General features: G+C 55.1%; 13 protein-coding genes. 6 read left to right on the top strand and 7 right to left on the bottom strand.

The window, feature by feature from the left end:
• Positions 1 to 2 precede the first annotated feature (2 nt).
• Positions 3 to 896, bottom strand: a complete 894-nt coding sequence (gene hcaR, locus HV237_RS06795) for a DNA-binding transcriptional regulator HcaR (RefSeq protein WP_046275228.1) — start codon at positions 894 to 896, stop codon at positions 3 to 5.
• 135 nt (positions 897 to 1031) lie between these two features.
• On the opposite strand from hcaR, the gene hcaE reads away from it, so the two are divergent.
• Genes hcaE through hcaD form a run of 5 tightly spaced genes read left to right on the top strand, consistent with a single transcriptional unit; the run spans position 1032 to position 5249 of the window.
• The gene (gene hcaE, locus HV237_RS06790; protein WP_047358252.1) at positions 1032 to 2393 is read left to right on the top strand and encodes a 3-phenylpropionate/cinnamic acid dioxygenase subunit alpha; all 1362 of its coding nucleotides are present in this window, start codon (positions 1032 to 1034) and stop codon (positions 2391 to 2393) included.
• Positions 2390 to 2908, top strand: a complete 519-nt coding sequence (gene hcaF, locus HV237_RS06785; protein WP_016154024.1) for a 3-phenylpropionate/cinnamic acid dioxygenase subunit beta — start codon at positions 2390 to 2392, stop codon at positions 2906 to 2908. The genes hcaE and hcaF overlap by 4 nt, the downstream gene beginning before the upstream one ends.
• Positions 2908 to 3228: a 3-phenylpropionate/cinnamic acid dioxygenase ferredoxin subunit gene (gene hcaC / locus HV237_RS06780; RefSeq protein WP_016154025.1), complete on the top strand. Its 321-nt coding sequence runs from the start codon at positions 2908 to 2910 to the stop codon at positions 3226 to 3228. Before hcaF ends, hcaC begins: the two co-directional genes overlap by 1 nt.
• The gene (hcaB, locus tag HV237_RS06775) at positions 3225 to 4037 is read left to right on the top strand and encodes a 3-phenylpropionate-dihydrodiol/cinnamic acid-dihydrodiol dehydrogenase (RefSeq protein ID WP_047358253.1); all 813 of its coding nucleotides are present in this window, start codon (positions 3225 to 3227) and stop codon (positions 4035 to 4037) included. The genes hcaC and hcaB overlap by 4 nt, the downstream gene beginning before the upstream one ends.
• A gap of 9 nt (positions 4038 to 4046) precedes the next feature.
• Entirely contained in the window at positions 4047 to 5249 is a 1203-nt protein-coding gene (gene hcaD / locus HV237_RS06770; protein ID WP_047358254.1) for a phenylpropionate dioxygenase ferredoxin reductase subunit, read from the top strand.
• Positions 5250 to 5327: 78 nt separating this feature from the next.
• Here hcaD and glyA read toward each other — a convergent pair whose 3' ends face one another.
• Positions 5328 to 6581 (bottom strand): serine hydroxymethyltransferase, encoded by a 1254-nt coding sequence (gene glyA, locus HV237_RS06765; RefSeq protein ID WP_003835277.1) that lies wholly within the window; start codon positions 6579 to 6581, stop codon positions 5328 to 5330.
• 326 nt (positions 6582 to 6907) lie between these two features.
• Here glyA and hmpA point away from each other — a divergent pair, with 326 nt between their 5' ends.
• A complete protein-coding gene (hmpA, locus tag HV237_RS06760; protein ID WP_047358255.1) occupies positions 6908 to 8098 on the top strand; it encodes an NO-inducible flavohemoprotein in 1191 nt (396 codons plus the stop codon).
• A gap of 95 nt (positions 8099 to 8193) precedes the next feature.
• Here the strand turns inward: hmpA and glnB are convergent, their stop codons facing one another.
• From glnB to purL, 5 genes are all read right to left on the bottom strand, one after another.
• Entirely contained in the window at positions 8194 to 8532 is a 339-nt protein-coding gene (glnB, locus tag HV237_RS06755; RefSeq protein WP_002914032.1) for a nitrogen regulatory protein P-II, read from the bottom strand.
• 60 nt (positions 8533 to 8592) lie between these two features.
• Complete coding sequence (glrR, locus tag HV237_RS06750) at positions 8593 to 9927, bottom strand: two-component system response regulator GlrR (RefSeq protein ID WP_029139623.1); 1335 nt, start codon at positions 9925 to 9927, stop codon at positions 8593 to 8595.
• Positions 9927 to 10670, bottom strand: a complete 744-nt coding sequence (gene qseG / locus HV237_RS06745) for a two-component system QseEF-associated lipoprotein QseG (protein ID WP_047358256.1) — start codon at positions 10668 to 10670, stop codon at positions 9927 to 9929. Before qseG ends, glrR begins: the two co-directional genes overlap by 1 nt.
• A 22-nt stretch (positions 10671 to 10692) precedes the next feature.
• Positions 10693 to 12123, bottom strand: coding sequence for a two component system sensor histidine kinase QseE/GlrK (qseE, locus tag HV237_RS06740; RefSeq protein ID WP_049282310.1), 1431 nt, complete (start codon positions 12121 to 12123; stop codon positions 10693 to 10695).
• Between the two features lie 577 nt (positions 12124 to 12700).
• Positions 12701 to 16588: a phosphoribosylformylglycinamidine synthase gene (purL, locus tag HV237_RS06735; RefSeq protein WP_046275234.1), complete on the bottom strand. Its 3888-nt coding sequence runs from the start codon at positions 16586 to 16588 to the stop codon at positions 12701 to 12703.
• Between the last annotated feature and the right edge of the window lie 202 nt (positions 16589 to 16790).

Here is a 16790-nt window from a genome sequence, read left to right as displayed (position 1 = left end):
CATTACTCCGCCAGGCTCACGGCTAAACGTTCATGCACAGTGGCAATAAAATCGGTCAATGCCGGTTTGATTGGCCCTTTTTTCCACGCCATCAGCAGGGCAATGGTCGGAACATCGCCAACAATAGGCCGAAAAACCACCTGCCCGGTATTAAAATTATTCATATAACCGGGTATCAAAGTCACCCCCAGTCCCATGCCGACCAGATTCATGGTCACCAGAATATTGGTCGCTACCTGCACAATATTGGGCTGGCTTTCCTGCTGCTGAAACCAGTTTTTGACAATCATCGCTAGCGCCCCGGAATAAGCGGGATCGGTACTGACAAAATTTACGCCGTGTAACTGTTCTGCGGAGATCGCTTGCTCATTGGCTAACGGATGATTCACCGGTAACACCACGACCAGCGGCTCATGAATCAGCTCCAGATAATCCAGCTCCGGGCTGTACACCGGGTGACGCATTAAGCCCACATCCAGTTCTCCGTTGAGGATCCTTTCTTCCTGTTCGGTGGTTATCAGGCTTACCAGCTCAATGTGTGTATCCGGTTGTTTTAAACGAAATAAGGGCAGCACCTTCGGGAGCAAATTCACCTCAGCGGAAGGGACAAAACCAATAGCGAAATGATTATCTTCCTGCCCCGTTTTACGGGCGCGAACTTTGGCATTTTCCGCCTGCTCAAGGATCGCCAGCGCATCCTGTAAAAAGCACTCCCCCGCCGCCGTCAGCGCAACTTTTCGCTTGTCCCGCACCAGTAACGGAACGCCCACGCAGGTTTCCAGATCGCGGATCTGGCTGCTTAACGACGGCTGAGAGGTATGCAGCTTTTCTGCCGCCCGGGTGAAATTCAGCGCCTGCGCCACCGCCACAAAATAGCGTAAGTGCCTCAGTTCCATGCCCTTCTCCTTGTTATCGAAAAAATGTCTCAACTGGTAGAAATTTACTATTTCACAGATTGATAACTAACCAGCAACATCCTTATGGCACAAAAATAGAAGGTCAATACATCTTATCTTTCAGGATTAAAAAATATGACCACACCCTCAAATTTAGACATCTACCAACTGATCGACACACAAAACGGTCGTGTAACCCCACGGATTTATACTGACCCAGAAATTTACCAACTGGAGCTGGAGCGCATCTTCGGGCGCTGCTGGCTATTTCTCGCCCACGAAAGCCAAATCCCCAAAGCCGGTGATTTTTTTAACACCTACATGGGCGAGGATGCGGTCGTGGTGGTTCGCCAGAAAGACGGCAGCATCAAAGCGTTTCTCAACCAGTGCCGCCACCGGGCGATGCGCGTCAGCTACGCCGACTGCGGGAACACTCGCGCCTTTACCTGCCCGTATCACGGCTGGTCGTACGGTATCAATGGCGAGCTGATCGACGTCCCGCTGGAGCCTCGCGCTTACCCGCAAGGGCTATGCAAATCGCACTGGGGACTGAACGAAGTTCCTGGCGTAGAGAGCTATAAAGGGCTGATTTTCGGCAACTGGGACACCACCGCGCCCACGCTACGCGATTATCTCGGCGACATCGCGTGGTATCTCGACGGTGTGCTTGACCGCCGCGAAGGCGGCACAGAAATCGTCGGCGGCGTACAGAAGTGGACCATCGACTGTAACTGGAAATTCCCCGCCGAACAGTTTGCCAGCGATCAGTATCACGCATTGTTCAGTCATGCCTCCGCTGTGCAGGTGTTGGGGGCAAAAGACGACGGTAGCGATAAACGCCTCGGTGACGGACAAACCGCTCGCCCGGTGTGGGAAACCGCCAAAGATGCACTACAGTTCGGCCAGGACGGGCACGGCAGCGGCTTCTTCTTTACCGAAAAGCCGGATGCCAACGTGTGGGTCGACGGCGAAGTCTCCAGCTACTACCGCGACACCTACGCTGAAGCTGAACAGCGTCTGGGTAAGGTTCGTGCCCTGCGTCTGGCCGGTCACAACAACATTTTTCCAACGCTTTCCTGGCTCAATGGTACCGCTACGTTGCGCGTCTGGCATCCGCGCGGTCCTGATCAGGTTGAAGTGTGGGCGTTCTGTATTACCGATAAAGCCGCCTCTGATGAAGTGAAAGCCGCATTTGAAAACAGCGCTACGCGCGCTTTTGGCCCCGCCGGATTCCTTGAACAGGACGACTCGGAAAACTGGTGTGAAATTCAAAAACTGCTGAAGGGTCATCGGGCGCGTAATAGCAAACTGTGCCTGGAAATGGGGTTAGGTCAGGAGAAACGTCGTGAAGACGGCATTCCGGGGATCACCAACTACATCTTCTCAGAAACCGCCGCCCGCGGCATGTATCAGCGCTGGGCTGATTTACTCAGCAGCGAAAGCTGGCAGGAAGTGCAGGAAAAAACCGCCGCTTACCAGCAGGAGGTGATGAAATGAGTGCTTTAGTTTCCCTGGAACTGCATCACCGCATTACGCAGTTTCTCTACCATGAAGCCAGCCTGCTGGATGACTGGCAGTTTCGCGACTGGCTGGCACAGCTGGATGACGACATTCGCTATACCATGCGCACAACGGTCAATGCCCAGACGCGCGATCGTCGCAAAGGCGTGCAGCCGCCAACCACCTGGATTTTTAACGACAATAAAGATCAGCTTGAACGCCGTATTGCGCGACTGGAAACCGGAATGGCCTGGGCAGAGGAGCCGCCGTCGCGTACCCGACACCTGATCAGCAACTGCCAGGTCAGTGAAACCGAAGTGCCGGATGTATTCGCCGTGCGCCTTAACTATCTGCTGTATCGCGCGCAAAAAGAGCGCGATGAAACCTTTTACGTCGGCATGCGCATGGACAAAGTGCGCCGTTTACCGGGCGATGAGTGGCGCTTACTGGAGCGTGAGATCGTGCTGGATCAAGCGGTGATCACCTCCCATAACCTGAGTGTATTGTTCTGATGAGTCGTATTTATGCCTGCCCCGTAGGGGATTTGCCGGAGGGTGAAGCGCTCCGGCTCGACACCTCGCCCGTCATCGCGCTGTTCAACGTTGGCGGCGAGTTTTATGCCATTAACGATCGCTGTAGCCACGGTAATGCCTCGATGTCGGAAGGTTATCTGGAAGACGATGCGACGGTGGAATGCCCGCTACATGCCGCCAGTTTCTGCCTGAAAACCGGTAAGGCGTTGTGTTTACCTGCCACCGATCCGCTGACCACCTACGCGGTGTACGTGGAAGGTAGTGATGTGTTCGTTGATATTCCAGAGGACGCGAGATGAGCGATTTACGCGATAACGTGGTCTTTATCACCGGCGGCGGCTCCGGTCTTGGCCTGGCGCTGGTCGAGCGTTTCATTGAGGAAGGCGCGCGGGTCGCCACGCTGGAACTTTCGCCAGCCAAAGTCGCCAGCCTGCGCCAACATTTTGGCGAACATGTGCTGGCAGTAGAAGGCAACGTCACCTGCTACGCCGACTATCAGCGCGCGGTGGATCAAATTCTGGCGCGCTACGGCACCCTGGACTGTTTGATCGGCAACGCCGGGATATGGGATCACAACGCCTCGCTGGTCAATACGCCAGCGGACGCGCTGGAGAGCGGCTTTCATGAGCTGTTTAACGTCAACGTGCTGGGCTATCTGCTGGGCGCAAAAGCCTGCGCCCCTGCGCTTATCGCCAGCGAAGGCAACATCATCTTTACCCTTTCCAACGCGGCGTGGTATCCCGGCGGCGGCGGTCCGTTGTATACCGCCTCTAAACATGCCGCCACCGGGTTGATTCGCCAGTTAGCCTACGAGCTGGCGCCAAAGGTGCGCGTCAACGGCGTCGGTCCGTGCGGCATGGCGACCGATCTGCGCGGCCCACAGGCGCTGGGCCAGGGCGATACGTCGATTATGCAGTCGCTGACGCCGGAAAAAATCGCCGCCATTTTGCCGTTGCAGTTTTTTCCTGAGCCAGCGGATTTTACCGGCCCGTATGTGATGCTGGCGTCAAAGCGCAACAATCGCACATTGAGTGGCGTGATGATCAATGCCGATGCCGGTTTGGGCATTCGCGGTATTCGTCACGTTGCCGCCGGACTGGATCTCTGAGGAGGCGTTATGAGCCATAAAATTATCGCTATCGTCGGCGGTGGTCAGGCTGCGGCAATGGCCGCCGTCGCACTGCGTCAGCAAGGATTTAACGGCGAATTGCATCTATTTTCTGATGAGCTGTATCTGCCCTATGAACGCCCTCCGCTCTCCAAAGCGATGCAGCTGGACGAAAATCCACAGCGACAGCCGATCCTGAACGCTGACTGGTGGCGGGAGAACAACGTACAGCTGCATCTTGGCGTCACGCTGCGTCAGATTGACCGCACCTCGCGCACGCTGATGCTCGCCGATGGTCAGTCCTACCGCTGGTCGCAGTTGCTGTTGGCGACTGGGGCCGCCGCCAGACCGCTGCCGCTACTGGATAAACTGGGCGAACGTTGCTTTACCCTGCGTCACGCCACAGATGCCGAGCGTCTGCGCGGTACCTTGCTGCCGGGCAAGTCGATTGTGATTGTCGGTGCGGGCACCATTGGCCTGGAATTAGCGGCCAGCGCGATCCAACGCGGCTGTCGGGTAACGTTAGTGGAGCTGGCCTCAACGGTAATGGGTCGCAACGCCCCAGCTCCGGTGCGCGACTATCTGCTAAATCGCCACCGACAGGCAGGGGTGCGGGTGCTGCTCAACAGCGCCATTGAGCACGCTGAAGCGGGAGAGTTTCTCTCGCTTACCCTGCAAAACGGCGAGACGCTACAGGCCGATGCGCTGGTTTATGGCATCGGCATCGTGGCGAATGATGCGCTGGCTCGCGAAGCGGGGCTGGAGACGGCTAACGGTATTATCGTTGACTCCGCCTGCATCACCTCCGATCCCGCGATTTTTGCCGCCGGTGATGTGGCGATAACGCGCCAGCCCGACGGTTCGTTAGAACGAGTAGAAAGCTGGGAAAATGCCAATAACCAGGCACAGATTGCCGCTGCCGCAATGCTCAACCTGCCGTTGCCGGAGAAGACGCCAGGCTGGTTCTGGACCGACCAATTTAATGACAATCTGCAATTTGTTGGCGATATGCAAGGGCAAACATGGTTATGTCGTGGCAATCCGGATGACGGCAAGGCTATCTGGTTCCACCTGCGTGATGGGAAGCTAATTGGCGCAGTAGCGCTCAACAACGGACGCGAAGTGCGCGCACTGCGTAAGTTAATTCATTCAGGACGAGTAGTAAGCGAGGAAGCACTGTGCAATGAAAGCGTGCCGCTGAAGTCGTTGTGATAGCAGCCTGATAATCGCAGCGCTATCAGGCATTAAAAAAGGCCGCATCAGCGGCCTTTCGTTTTGCGTTAAGCAGAATTACGCGTAAACCGGGAAGCGTGCGCAGATATCCAGAACTTTACCTTTGACGCGCTCGATAACGGCTTCGTCATTGATGTTGTCCAGAACGTCACACATCCAGCCAGCCAGCTCTTTCACTTCCGCTTCTTTAAAGCCACGGCGAGTTACAGCCGGAGAACCGATACGGATACCGGAAGTCACAAACGGGCTCTTCGGATCGTTCGGCACGCTGTTTTTGTTAACAGTGATGTTAGCGCGGCCCAGTGCGGCGTCAGCTTCTTTACCGGTCAGGTTTTTATCAACCAGATCCAGCAGGAACAGGTGGTTTTCAGTACCGCCAGAAACCACTTTGTAGCCACGGTTCAGGAACACTTCCACCATCGCTTTAGCGTTTTTAGCAACCTGCTGCTGGTAAACCTTAAACTCAGGCTCCATCGCTTCTTTCAGCGCCACGGCTTTCGCCGCGATCACGTGCATCAGCGGGCCGCCCTGTGCGCTTGGGAACACCGCGGAGTTCAGTTTTTTGTACAACTCTTCGTCACCGCCTTTCGCCAGGATCAGGCCGCCGCGCGGACCCGCCAGGGTTTTGTGGGTGGTGGTGGTCACTACGTGTGCGTGTGGAACCGGGTTCGGGTAAACGCCTGCGGCGATCAGGCCCGCAACGTGCGCCATGTCAACGAACAGGTATGCGCCAATGCTGTCGGCGATTTCACGCATTTTTGCCCAATCAACAACGCCGGAGTAAGCAGAGAAGCCGCCGATGATCATCTTCGGCTTGTGCTCTTTGGCCTGCTTAGCCATATCTTCGTAGTCAATTTTACCGGACTCATCAATACCGTAAGGAATGATGTTGTACAGCTTGCCAGAGAAGTTAACCGGGGAACCGTGAGTCAGGTGGCCGCCTTGCGCCAGGTTCATACCCAGAACGGTATCACCCGGTTGCAACAGAGCGGTGTAAACAGCGAAGTTAGCCTGAGAGCCGGAGTGCGGCTGTACGTTAGCGTAGTCAGCGCCAAACAGCTCTTTTGCACGATCGATAGCCAATTGCTCAACGATATCAACGTACTCACAACCGCCGTAGTAGCGCTTGCCCGGATAACCTTCAGCGTATTTGTTGGTCAGCTGAGAACCCTGCGCCTGCATAACACGCGGGCTGGTGTAGTTTTCGGAGGCGATCAGTTCGATGTGCTCTTCCTGACGTACTTTTTCCTGCTCCATAGCCTGCCACAGTTCGGCATCATAATCGGCAATGTTCATTTCACGCTTTAACATCCGCATCTCCTGACTCAGCTAACAATAGAATTTCGGCCTAAAAAGGCAGTCCCGTTGGACGACGGCGAACAGTATAACCGAATCATTCTTCGATAACAGGTCTTGACAAAGGATTTTACGCAAACGATTACCTTCACGGCGCGCAAGGCTTTGGAGAACAAAGGTCTGCTGAATTTCAACGGATTTCTTTTCAGGTTTGTGATGCAGATTTTTCACGATGTAACCTTTACAACGCAAAGTTACAAAGAACCATTTACAATGCAGGGGTATTTTTTATAAGATGCATTTGACATACATCATTAAAATTTCAGATAAAGGAAGACCGTATGCTTGACGCACAAACCATCGCTACAGTGAAAGCCACCATTCCCCTGCTGGTTGAAACAGGCCCGAAGCTGACCGCCCATTTCTACGATCGCATGTTTACGCATAACCCAGAGTTGAAAGAAATCTTCAACATGAGTAACCAGCGTAATGGCGATCAGCGGGAAGCGCTGTTTAACGCTATTGCCGCGTATGCCAGCAATATCGAGAACCTGGCGGCGCTGTTGCCTGCCGTTGAGAAAATCGCGCAGAAGCATACCAGCTTCCAGATTAAACCGGAGCAGTACAACATCGTAGGTGGCCATTTGCTGGCAACGCTGGACGAAATGTTCAGCCCAGGCCAGGAAGTTCTGGATGCATGGGGCAAAGCATACGGCGTGCTGGCGAACGTTTTCATCAACCGTGAAGCGCAGATCTACAGTGAAAATGCCAATAAAAATGGCGGCTGGGAAGGTACCCGTCCTTTCCGCATCGTGGCAAAAACCCCACGCAGTGCGCTTATCACCAGCTTTGAATTTGAACCTGTCGACGGTGGCGCAGTGGCTGAATATCATCCGGGGCAATACCTGGGCGTCTGGCTGAAGCCGGAAGGTTTCCCGCATCAGGAAATTCGTCAGTACTCACTGACCCGTAAACCCGATGGCAAAGGCTACCGTATTGCTGTGAAGCGTGAAGACGGTGGTCAGGTTTCCACCTGGCTGCACAACCATGCGAATGTGGGCGACGTCGTTCACTTAGCTGCACCTGCGGGCGATTTCTTTATGGACGTTGCGACCGATACCCCAGTGTCTCTGATTTCAGCAGGCGTGGGTCAAACCCCGATGCTGGCGATGCTGGATACGCTGGCAAAAGCGAATCATACGGCGCAGGTTAACTGGTTCCACGCGGCAGAAAATGGCGATGTACATGCCTTTGCCGATGAAGTGAATGAACTGGGCAAAACGCTGCCACGCTTTAGCGCACACACCTGGTATCGTGAGCCAACCGAAGCCGATCGCGCGAAAGGTGCGTTTGATAGTATTGGTCTGATGGATTTGAACAAACTGGAAGGCGCAATCAGCGATCCGGCGATGCAGTTTTATCTGTGCGGTCCGGTTGGCTTTATGCAGTTTGCCGCGAAGCAGTTGGTCGGCCTGGGCGTGAAAAACGAGAACATTCATTACGAATGCTTCGGCCCGCATAAAGTCTTGTAATTACTCATGCCGGATGGCGCTGCGCTTATCAGGTCTACGGGATATTGTAGGCCTGATAAGGTGTTTACACCGCCATCCGGCAAGCACGGCGCGGCTTAGATTGCCGCGTCGTCTTCTTCACCGGTGCGAATACGAATCACGCGTGCCACGTCGAAGACAAAAATCTTACCGTCACCGATTTTACCGGTCTGGGCAGTACGAATAATGGTGTCGACGCAGGTATCGACGATGTCGTCGGTGACCACAATTTCAATTTTTACCTTCGGCAGAAAATCCACCATATATTCCGCACCACGGTACAGCTCAGTATGGCCTTTCTGACGGCCAAACCCTTTCACTTCTGTTACAGTCATACCGGTAATGCCGACTTCAGCCAGCGCTTCGCGGACGTCGTCCAGCTTGAAGGGTTTAATAATCGCATCAATCTTTTTCATGCTATTCCTTGAAAAGGTCGCCTGTCTTTTGATCGAATAAAACTAACATAATCCGCAGATTTATTCTTTGAAATCGTTTGCATCCAGCTCATGGCGAGAGAGCAACTTGTAGAATTCGGTGCGGTTGCGCCCCGCCATTCGCGCCGCATGGGTCACATTGCCCTTGGTGATTTGCAACAGCTTACGCAAGTAGTTGAGTTCAAACTGGTTACGCGCTTCAACAAAGGTCGGCAGCGCGGTGTTCTCCCCTTCCAGCGCCTGCTCCACCAGCGCGTCGCTGATCACCGGCGAAGAGGTCAACGCCACGCACTGCTCAATCACGTTAACCAACTGACGCACGTTACCAGGCCAACTGGCGGTCATTAACCGTTTCATGGCATCGGTCGAAAAGGCGCGCACGAACGGTTTGTGTCGTTCAGCAGACTGGCGCAGCAGATGGTTTGCCAGCAGCGGAATATCTTCCGTACGCTCGGCCAGCGCCGGGATCTTCAGGCTCACCACGTTGAGGCGATAGTACAAATCTTCGCGAAATTCCCCCCGAGCCATCGCTTTGGGTAAATCACGGTGGGTCGCGGAAACGATCCGCACATCAATATCGATATCGCGGTTACTACCCAGCGGCCTGACTTTTCGCTCCTGCAATACACGTAGCAATTTAACCTGCAACGGCGCGGGCATATCGCCAATCTCATCGAGAAACAGCGTCCCGCCTTCCGCGGCCTGAAACAGCCCTTCACGATTGCTCACCGCGCCGGTAAAGGCGCCGCGCGCATGACCAAACAGCTCAGACTCCAGCAATTGTTCCGGCAATGCGCCACAGTTAATGGCAATAAAAGGCTTGAGGCTGCGCGGGCTGGCGTTGTGAATGGCCTGGGCAAAAACTTCTTTCCCGGTTCCGCTTTGGCCGTTGATCAATACGCTTACGTCCGATTGCGCCACCATGCGCGCCTGTTCCAGCAGGCGCAGCATCAGTGGGCTGCGGGTGACGATGGACTCACGCCAGCTGTCATCAGCGGCAGGCGCAGACTGTTCCAACGCCCCGTCGATCGCATGGTATAACGCGTCTTTATCGACCGGCTTAGTGAGAAAGCTGAACACCCCTTGCTGGGTCGCCGCAACGGCGTCGGGGATGGAACCGTGAGCGGTAAGGATAATAACCGGCATTCCCGGCTGCACTTTCTGGATTTCAGTAAACAGCTGCATGCCGTCCATTTCATCCATGCGCAGATCGCTAATAACCAGATCCACTTTTTCACGGTTCAGCACTCGTAGCCCTTCCTGCCCGCTTTCTGCGGTTACGACGCTGTAGCCTTCGCTGGTCAGGCGCATTCCAAGTAATTTCAACAGGCCGGGATCGTCATCCACCAGCAGCAGATGCGCGGGCTTACGGCTTATCATGGCGTGACCTCATCGGCAGACGGCGCTGCGCCTTCCTCGTTATCAGGTGGGGTGAGTTTATCGTTCCCGTGCGGCGCATCAGGGTTGTAACTACCGGCAGGTTTGCGCGTGGAAAGCTGGCGTTCAATATCGGTTAGATTCTCCAGCTTGCGGGTCGTGAGATCGAGCTGAGACTGCAAGTGTTGTTGCTGCTGACGTAACGTATCAAGATCGCTGTCTGACGCCTGCTGAAGCTTGCTGTAGCGCATACGCTCTTCGGCCAGTTGCAACTGCAACGTCTGACTGCTGCGCCAGACCTGATACAGCGGGCGTACCTGTGGCGGAATTTGCGGGCTTAATGCGTCGAGGCGCGTAACCGTCTCCCGCCTTTCAGGCGGCGTAATGTTGGCGTTATCAAGCAGGATCCCGCGCCTGAAAGCCCCCTGCCAGGTATCAGGCATCATCGTGCTGGCTTCACTACGCGCCTGTACCGGCATCAGGCGATTGGCGCAATCCATCGCCCGCAGCCAGTACAGCGGATTGGTCTCTGTGGGCTGACCAGACAGCGACCAGATATCGCTACAGTCGGTAGCAAGGTAGTCCGCCAGTTGATGAGGCGGAATTTTCTCCTGCAAGGGGTCGCCGATAATATGATTCACCGCGTTCGGGACGCAGCCTACCAGCGCCAGACACGGCAGGCTTGCGAGGATGACGCGACGGAAAAAATGTCGTTTAAGCATTCGGACAACAACGTATGGCATACTCACCAGACTTAGGTTTATTTTAGTGATTTTTCGCTGCAGATAGCGGCAGTTCTATGCGAAAACAAACGTTTTGCGCATGCTCATCAACCAGATACAGTTTGCCCCGCATACGGCGGATGCAATCTCTGGCAATGCTCAGCCCCAACCCGCTTCCTTTTACCGCCCCTTTTCGCTGATGGCTACCCTGGAAAAAAGGCTCGAAGATCATGGTCTGTTCTGCTTCTGGAATCGGTGTGCCGGTATTCATTACATCAATGTATACCATTGAGCCATGCAAACTGCTGCGGATCCAAATGTTACCGGATTCAGCGCCATAGTGCACCGCATTGGAATAAAGATTGTCCAGCACGCTCATCAATAGCATCGGTTCTGCCAGGCAGGCGTTCACCGCAAGCGCAACATCAGTATGTATCATTTTGGCGCGAGCCGGCAGGCTATGTGCAGAAACAACGCTTTCCACCAACGGCGCGATTTCCACACGTTCAAGCTCAACCTCGTCATCCGCCAGCTTGCGGTTGTAATCGAGCAGTTGCTCAATCAGTTTTTGCAGGTTGCGGCTACTGTCATCGAGAATACCGACCACCTCTTTTTGCTCTGGCGTTAACGGCCCAACGACCTGATCGGCTAACAGCTCGGTACCTTCGCGCATACTCGCCAGAGGCGTTTTCAGCTCATGAGACAGATGGCGTAAAAACTGATGTCGTTGTGACTCCAGCCAGGAGAGACGTTCGCTCAGCCAGATAATGCGCTGGCCCACGGACCGCAGCTCCCGGGGTCCCGTAAATAATACGCTATCGCCCAGCGAGCGCCCTTCCCCCAGACGATTGATCATTTTTTCTATGCCCTTCACCGGACCGATTATCATGCGGGTAAACAGCAACACCATCGCCAGGCTGACAAGAAACAGCACCAGCGCCTGCCAGCCAAAGAACTGCCCACGTTCGGCTATTTCCTGCTGTAGCTGCTGCCCGCGAGAAAAGACGACCGTACGCGTCGCTTGTACCATTTCAGTATTGGCACTGGCGAAAGCGTCCAGCCGCGCCGCCGCCACGCTATCAGGACCACTGTTGGTGCACTGTAACTGCGCGAGATCGTTGAGGTCCTGACGCAGTGCCTGATAAAGCTTGGTATCCGGCAACACGCCCGCATGCGCATCCAGCATGTCGCTGTAGCGTTTACGTTGGCTCTGGTAAACCTTAGCCAGCGTCGGGTCATCAAGCACACAGTATTGCCGGTAGCTACGCTCCATCTCCAGCGCGGCATTGGTCATCGCTTCGCTGCGTCTGGCGTCAATCAGCGTGGTTTGGTTCGTCAGCGCCGCCTGCGCGCTCAGGGCATTCAGACTTTGCCACGCCTGCCAGGCCAAAACTAACAACGGCAGCAGGATAAGCAAAAATGCCAACGTAACCAATTGACGTAAAGATCGGGGGAAAACAGACCAGCGCTTCAAGGCGTTACTCTCAATGGACAGGAATAGGTTGATGCTAACTGAGGGGAACGTCAGATACAACAAAGCCGGGATTAACCCGGCTTTGTTGTGGAATAAGGCGGTGCCTAACTCGACGTTTCGCCCGAAGGTTGATATGAGCGATGCTAATATCAGATGTTGGACGGCAGGCACCTTGTTGTGCGTCATTCGAAGTTTATGTAGCACGTCCCGAAGGGGCTGACATAAGAAGGTGAATGAGCCACTGGGTTATATTATGCAGCATCTGTGCCAATATTCAAAACACTTTATTAACACAATGATAAATATAGAAAATGTTCTTATTCATATGAAAAATGATTTTGGCTATTTTTCACCCTTACTGTCTCCAATCAGCAACACTTGCAGCACTTAAAAACAAATTCATTGTAAATCATATAATTAAGTGTCTCTTTTTGACGACAGCATCACCCCGCCTATGTCGGGATTTCCCGACACTTAAACGCATTGTCGGATAGCCGCATAATTCCCTTATCCGGCATACAAAATGACAGACAAAAAAAGCCCCTCACGCGGAGGGGCTTAAGGGTTATCGAGCTGATTACCCGAGCTGTTTACGCGCGTTGCGGAAGATACGCATCCACGGGCTGTCCTCGCCCCAGTTTTCCGGGTGCCAGGAGTTGCTCACGGTACGGAATACACGTTCCGGGTGCGGCATCATAATGGTGACGCGACCATTTTCAGTAGTAACGGCAGTAATTCCGTTCGGCGAACCGTTCGGGTTAGCCGGGTAGGTCTCGGTCACCTTACCGAAGTTATCAACGTAGCGCAGCGCCACCAGTCCCTTACTCTCCAGCGCGGCCAGATGCGCGCGGTCACGCACTTCCACACGGCCTTCACCGTGAGAAACGGCAATCGGCATCATCGAACCAACCATATCAGCAAGCAGTAAAGACGGGCTTTGCGTCACTTCGACCAGGCTGAAGCGGGCTTCAAAACGATCGGAGTGGTTACGCACAAAGCGTGGCCACAGCTCGCTTCCCGGGATCAGTTCACGCAGGTTAGACATCATCTGGCAACCGTTACACACCCCGAGCGCCAGCGTTTGCGGGCGATGGAAGAAGGTTTCGAACTCATCACGGACGCGGTTGTTGAACAGAATCGACTTCGCCCAGCCTTCCCCTGCGCCGAGCACATCGCCGTAAGAGAAACCGCCACAGGCTACCAGCGCCTGGAAGTTACCCAGACCGATGCGTCCGCCCAGCAGGTCGCTCATATGCACATCGATGGCGTCAAAGCCCGCACGGTGGAAGGCAGCCGCCATTTCGACGTGGGAGTTCACGCCCTGCTCGCGCAGCACGGCCACTTTTGGACGCGCGCCGGTAGCGATGTACGGGGCGGCAACATCTTCGTTGATATCAAACGACAGTTTAACGTTGAGGCCAGGATCGGCATCGTTGGTTTTCGCGTCGTGTTCCTGATCGGCACACTCCGGGTTGTCGCGCAGACGCTGCATCTGCCAGGTGGTTTCCGCCCACCACATGCGCAGCGTGGTGCGGCTTTCGCTGAACACCGGCTGACCGTTGGCGCTCAGGGTGAAACGGTCACCCGTTACCGCCTGGCCGAGATAGTGCACGCAATCTGCCAGGCCATGTTGTGCCAGCAACACCTCAACCGCTTCACGGTCAGCAGCGCGAACCTGGATCACTGCGCCCAGCTCTTCATTAAACAGCGCCGCCAGACGATCGTCACCCAGCGAGTGGATATCAGCGTCAATACCGCAGTGACCGGTGAAGGCCATTTCCGCCAGCGTAACCAGCAGTCCGCCGTCGGAACGGTCATGGTAGGCCAGCAGCTTACGCTGCGCGACCAGCGCCTGAATGGCGTCGTAGAAGCCTTTCAGTTGCTCAACGTTACGCACGTCGGCAGGCTTGTCGCCCAGTTGACGATAAACCTGTGCCAGCGCCGTCGCGCCCAGCGCGTTGTGACCAAGACCGAGGTCAATCAGCAGCAGGGCGTTGTCTTCAGTAGAGAGCTGTGGGGTTATCGTGTGGCGCACGTCTTCCACGCGGGCAAAGGCGGTGATCACCAGCGACAGCGGCGAAGTCATTTCACGCTGCTCATTACCTTCCTGCCAGCGGGTTTTCATCGACATAGAGTCTTTGCCCACCGGAATAGTCAGGCCAAGCGCCGGACATAATTCTTCCCCAACGGCTTTTACCGCTTCGTACAGCCCGGCATCTTCACCGGGGTGACCCGCAGCCGCCATCCAGTTAGCCGACAGTTTAATGCGTTTGATATCGCCAATCTGCGTTGCCGCAATGTTAGTCAGCGCTTCACCTACCGCCAGACGCGCAGAGGCCGAGAAATCCAGTAGCGCAACGGGCGCACGCTCACCGATAGACATCGCTTCACCGTAGTAGCTATCCAGGCTTGCGGTGGTGACCGCGCAGTTGGCTACCGGGATCTGCCACGGACCAACCATCTGGTCACGCGCCACCATGCCGGTAACGGTACGGTCGCCGATCGTCACGAGGAACGTTTTCTCAGCGACAGTCGGCAGATGCAGCACGCGGTTAACCGCATCTGCAATCGAGATTTCGCCACGATTCAGGGCGTCGCCTTTGGCTTTCAGCGTCTGCACATCGCGGGTCATTTTCGGGGTTTTACCCAGCAGCACATCCAGCGGCATGTCGATCGGCTGGTTATCGAAGTGGCTGTCGCTCAGTGTGAGATGCTGTTCTTCGGTGGCCTCACCGATCACCGCATACGGCGCGCGCTCGCGCTTACACAGTTCGTCAAACAGCGGTAGCTGGTCAGCGGCAACCGCCAGCACATAGCGCTCCTGGGATTCGTTACACCAGATTTCCAGCGGGCTCATACCCGGCTCGTCGCTAAGAATATCGCGCAGCTGGAACTTACCGCCGCGACCGCCATCGCTTACCAACTCCGGCATGGCGTTAGACAGACCGCCTGCGCCAACGTCATGGATAAACAGGATCGGGTTCGCATCGCCCATCTGCCAGCAGCGGTCGATAACTTCCTGGCAACGACGTTCCATTTCCGGGTTGTCGCGCTGTACCGAAGCGAAATCAAGATCGGCATCAGACTGGCCGGAAGCCATAGAGGAGGCCGCCCCGCCGCCAAGCCCGATGTTCATCGCCGGACCGCCGAGGACGATCAGCTTGGCGCCAACGACGATCTCACCTTTTTGCACGTGATCGGCACGGATGTTACCGATCCCCCCCGCCAGCATGATCGGTTTATGGTAACCGCGTAGCTCTTCGCCGTTGTGGCTGTTGACCTTTTCTTCGTAGGTGCGGAAGTAGCCGGTCAGCGCCGGACGACCGAATTCGTTGTTAAACGCCGCGCCGCCCAACGGACCTTCGGTCATGATATCGAGCGCAGTAACAATACGGTCCGGCTTACCAAAGTCTTCTTCCCACGGCTGTTCAAAGCCAGGAATACGCAGGTTGGAAACGGAGAAGCCCACCAGCCCGGCTTTCGGTTTTGCACCGCGACCGGTTGCACCTTCGTCGCGGATTTCGCCGCCGGAGCCGGTAGCCGCGCCCGGCCACGGAGAGATAGCCGTCGGGTGGTTGTGGGTTTCAACCTTCATCAGAATGTGGGCTGGCTCCTGATGGAAATCGTAGCGGCCGGTTTTGTGGTCGGCAAAGTAGCGGCCCACTTCAGAACCTTCCATTACCGCGGCGTTGTCTTTATAAGCAGACAGCACGTGGTCCGGCGTGGTTTCGAAAGTGTTTTTAATCATCTTGAACAGCGACTTGGGCTGCTGTTTACCGTCGATAACCCAGTCGGCGTTAAAAATTTTGTGGCGGCAGTGCTCGGAGTTAGCCTGCGCAAACATGTACAGTTCAATGTCGTTCGGGTTGCGTCCCAGTTTGGTAAACGCATCCTGCAGATAGTCGATTTCGTCTTCCGCCAGCGCCAGACCGAGACGCAGGTTAGCGTCGATCAGCGCCTGGCGTCCCTCACCCAGCAGATCAACACTGGAGACCGGCGCAGGCTGGTGATGGACAAACAGTTTTTCGGCATCGTTCAGCGCAGAGAAAACCGTTTCCATCATGCGGTCGTGCAGTTCGTCGGCAACCATCTGCCACTGCTCAGCGGTCAGCGTAGAGGCTTCTACATACCAGGCAATGCCACGTTCCAGACGGCTAATCTGTTGCAGGCCGCAGTTGTGGGCAATATCAGTCGCTTTAGAAGACCACGGGGAGATGGTGCCAGGGCGAGGCGTAACCAGCAGCAGTTTGCCTTCAGGGGCATGGCTGTGAAGAGCAGGACCATATTTCAGCAGGCGTACAAGCTGGGCGTGCTCATCCTCATTCAACGGTGCATTCAGATCGGCAAAATGGACGTACTCGGCGTAAATATTGTGGACCTGGAGGTTGGCAGCCTGAAAACGTGCCAGCAGTTTGTTAATACGGAATGCAGACAGTGCAGGTGAACCACGCAGAATTTCCATCATAAGTCTCTCGTCTTCTAAGCTTTCGGTGTGCCCAAGTGGGGGAAACGGGCGTCATTATAAAGAATCTACCGCGCCGACGAAACCGTTTGCGTCGAAATAAAATCACGACCTTCTCTTATCATCAAATGCGGTCTGGTTTCTGAATAAGTTGCCAACTGACGCAAGTTTAAGCAAAATGCCGCTCATTAATGACGACTTCACT

It is taken from the genome of Citrobacter sp. RHBSTW-00570, assembly GCF_013739755.1.
Classification (GTDB): Bacteria; Pseudomonadota; Gammaproteobacteria; order Enterobacterales; family Enterobacteriaceae; genus Citrobacter; species Citrobacter braakii.
Note: the sequence above shows the minus strand (reverse complement) of the source record. Positions and strands in the feature narration are given on the sequence as shown.

Coding starts and splice junctions, on each gene's coding strand:
- hcaR (WP_046275228.1), bottom strand. CDS start 896: ATGGAACTGAGGCACTTACGCTATTTTGTGGCGGTGGCGCAGGCGCTG.
- hcaE (WP_047358252.1), top strand. CDS start 1,032: ATGACCACACCCTCAAATTTAGACATCTACCAACTGATCGACACACAA.
- hcaF (WP_016154024.1), top strand. CDS start 2,390: ATGAGTGCTTTAGTTTCCCTGGAACTGCATCACCGCATTACGCAGTTT.
- hcaC (WP_016154025.1), top strand. CDS start 2,908: ATGAGTCGTATTTATGCCTGCCCCGTAGGGGATTTGCCGGAGGGTGAA.
- hcaB (WP_047358253.1), top strand. CDS start 3,225: ATGAGCGATTTACGCGATAACGTGGTCTTTATCACCGGCGGCGGCTCC.
- hcaD (WP_047358254.1), top strand. CDS start 4,047: ATGAGCCATAAAATTATCGCTATCGTCGGCGGTGGTCAGGCTGCGGCA.
- glyA (WP_003835277.1), bottom strand. CDS start 6,581: ATGTTAAAGCGTGAAATGAACATTGCCGATTATGATGCCGAACTGTGG.
- hmpA (WP_047358255.1), top strand. CDS start 6,908: ATGCTTGACGCACAAACCATCGCTACAGTGAAAGCCACCATTCCCCTG.
- glnB (WP_002914032.1), bottom strand. CDS start 8,532: ATGAAAAAGATTGATGCGATTATTAAACCCTTCAAGCTGGACGACGTC.
- qseG (WP_047358256.1), bottom strand. CDS start 10,670: ATGCCATACGTTGTTGTCCGAATGCTTAAACGACATTTTTTCCGTCGC.
- purL (WP_046275234.1), bottom strand. CDS start 16,588: ATGATGGAAATTCTGCGTGGTTCACCTGCACTGTCTGCATTCCGTATT.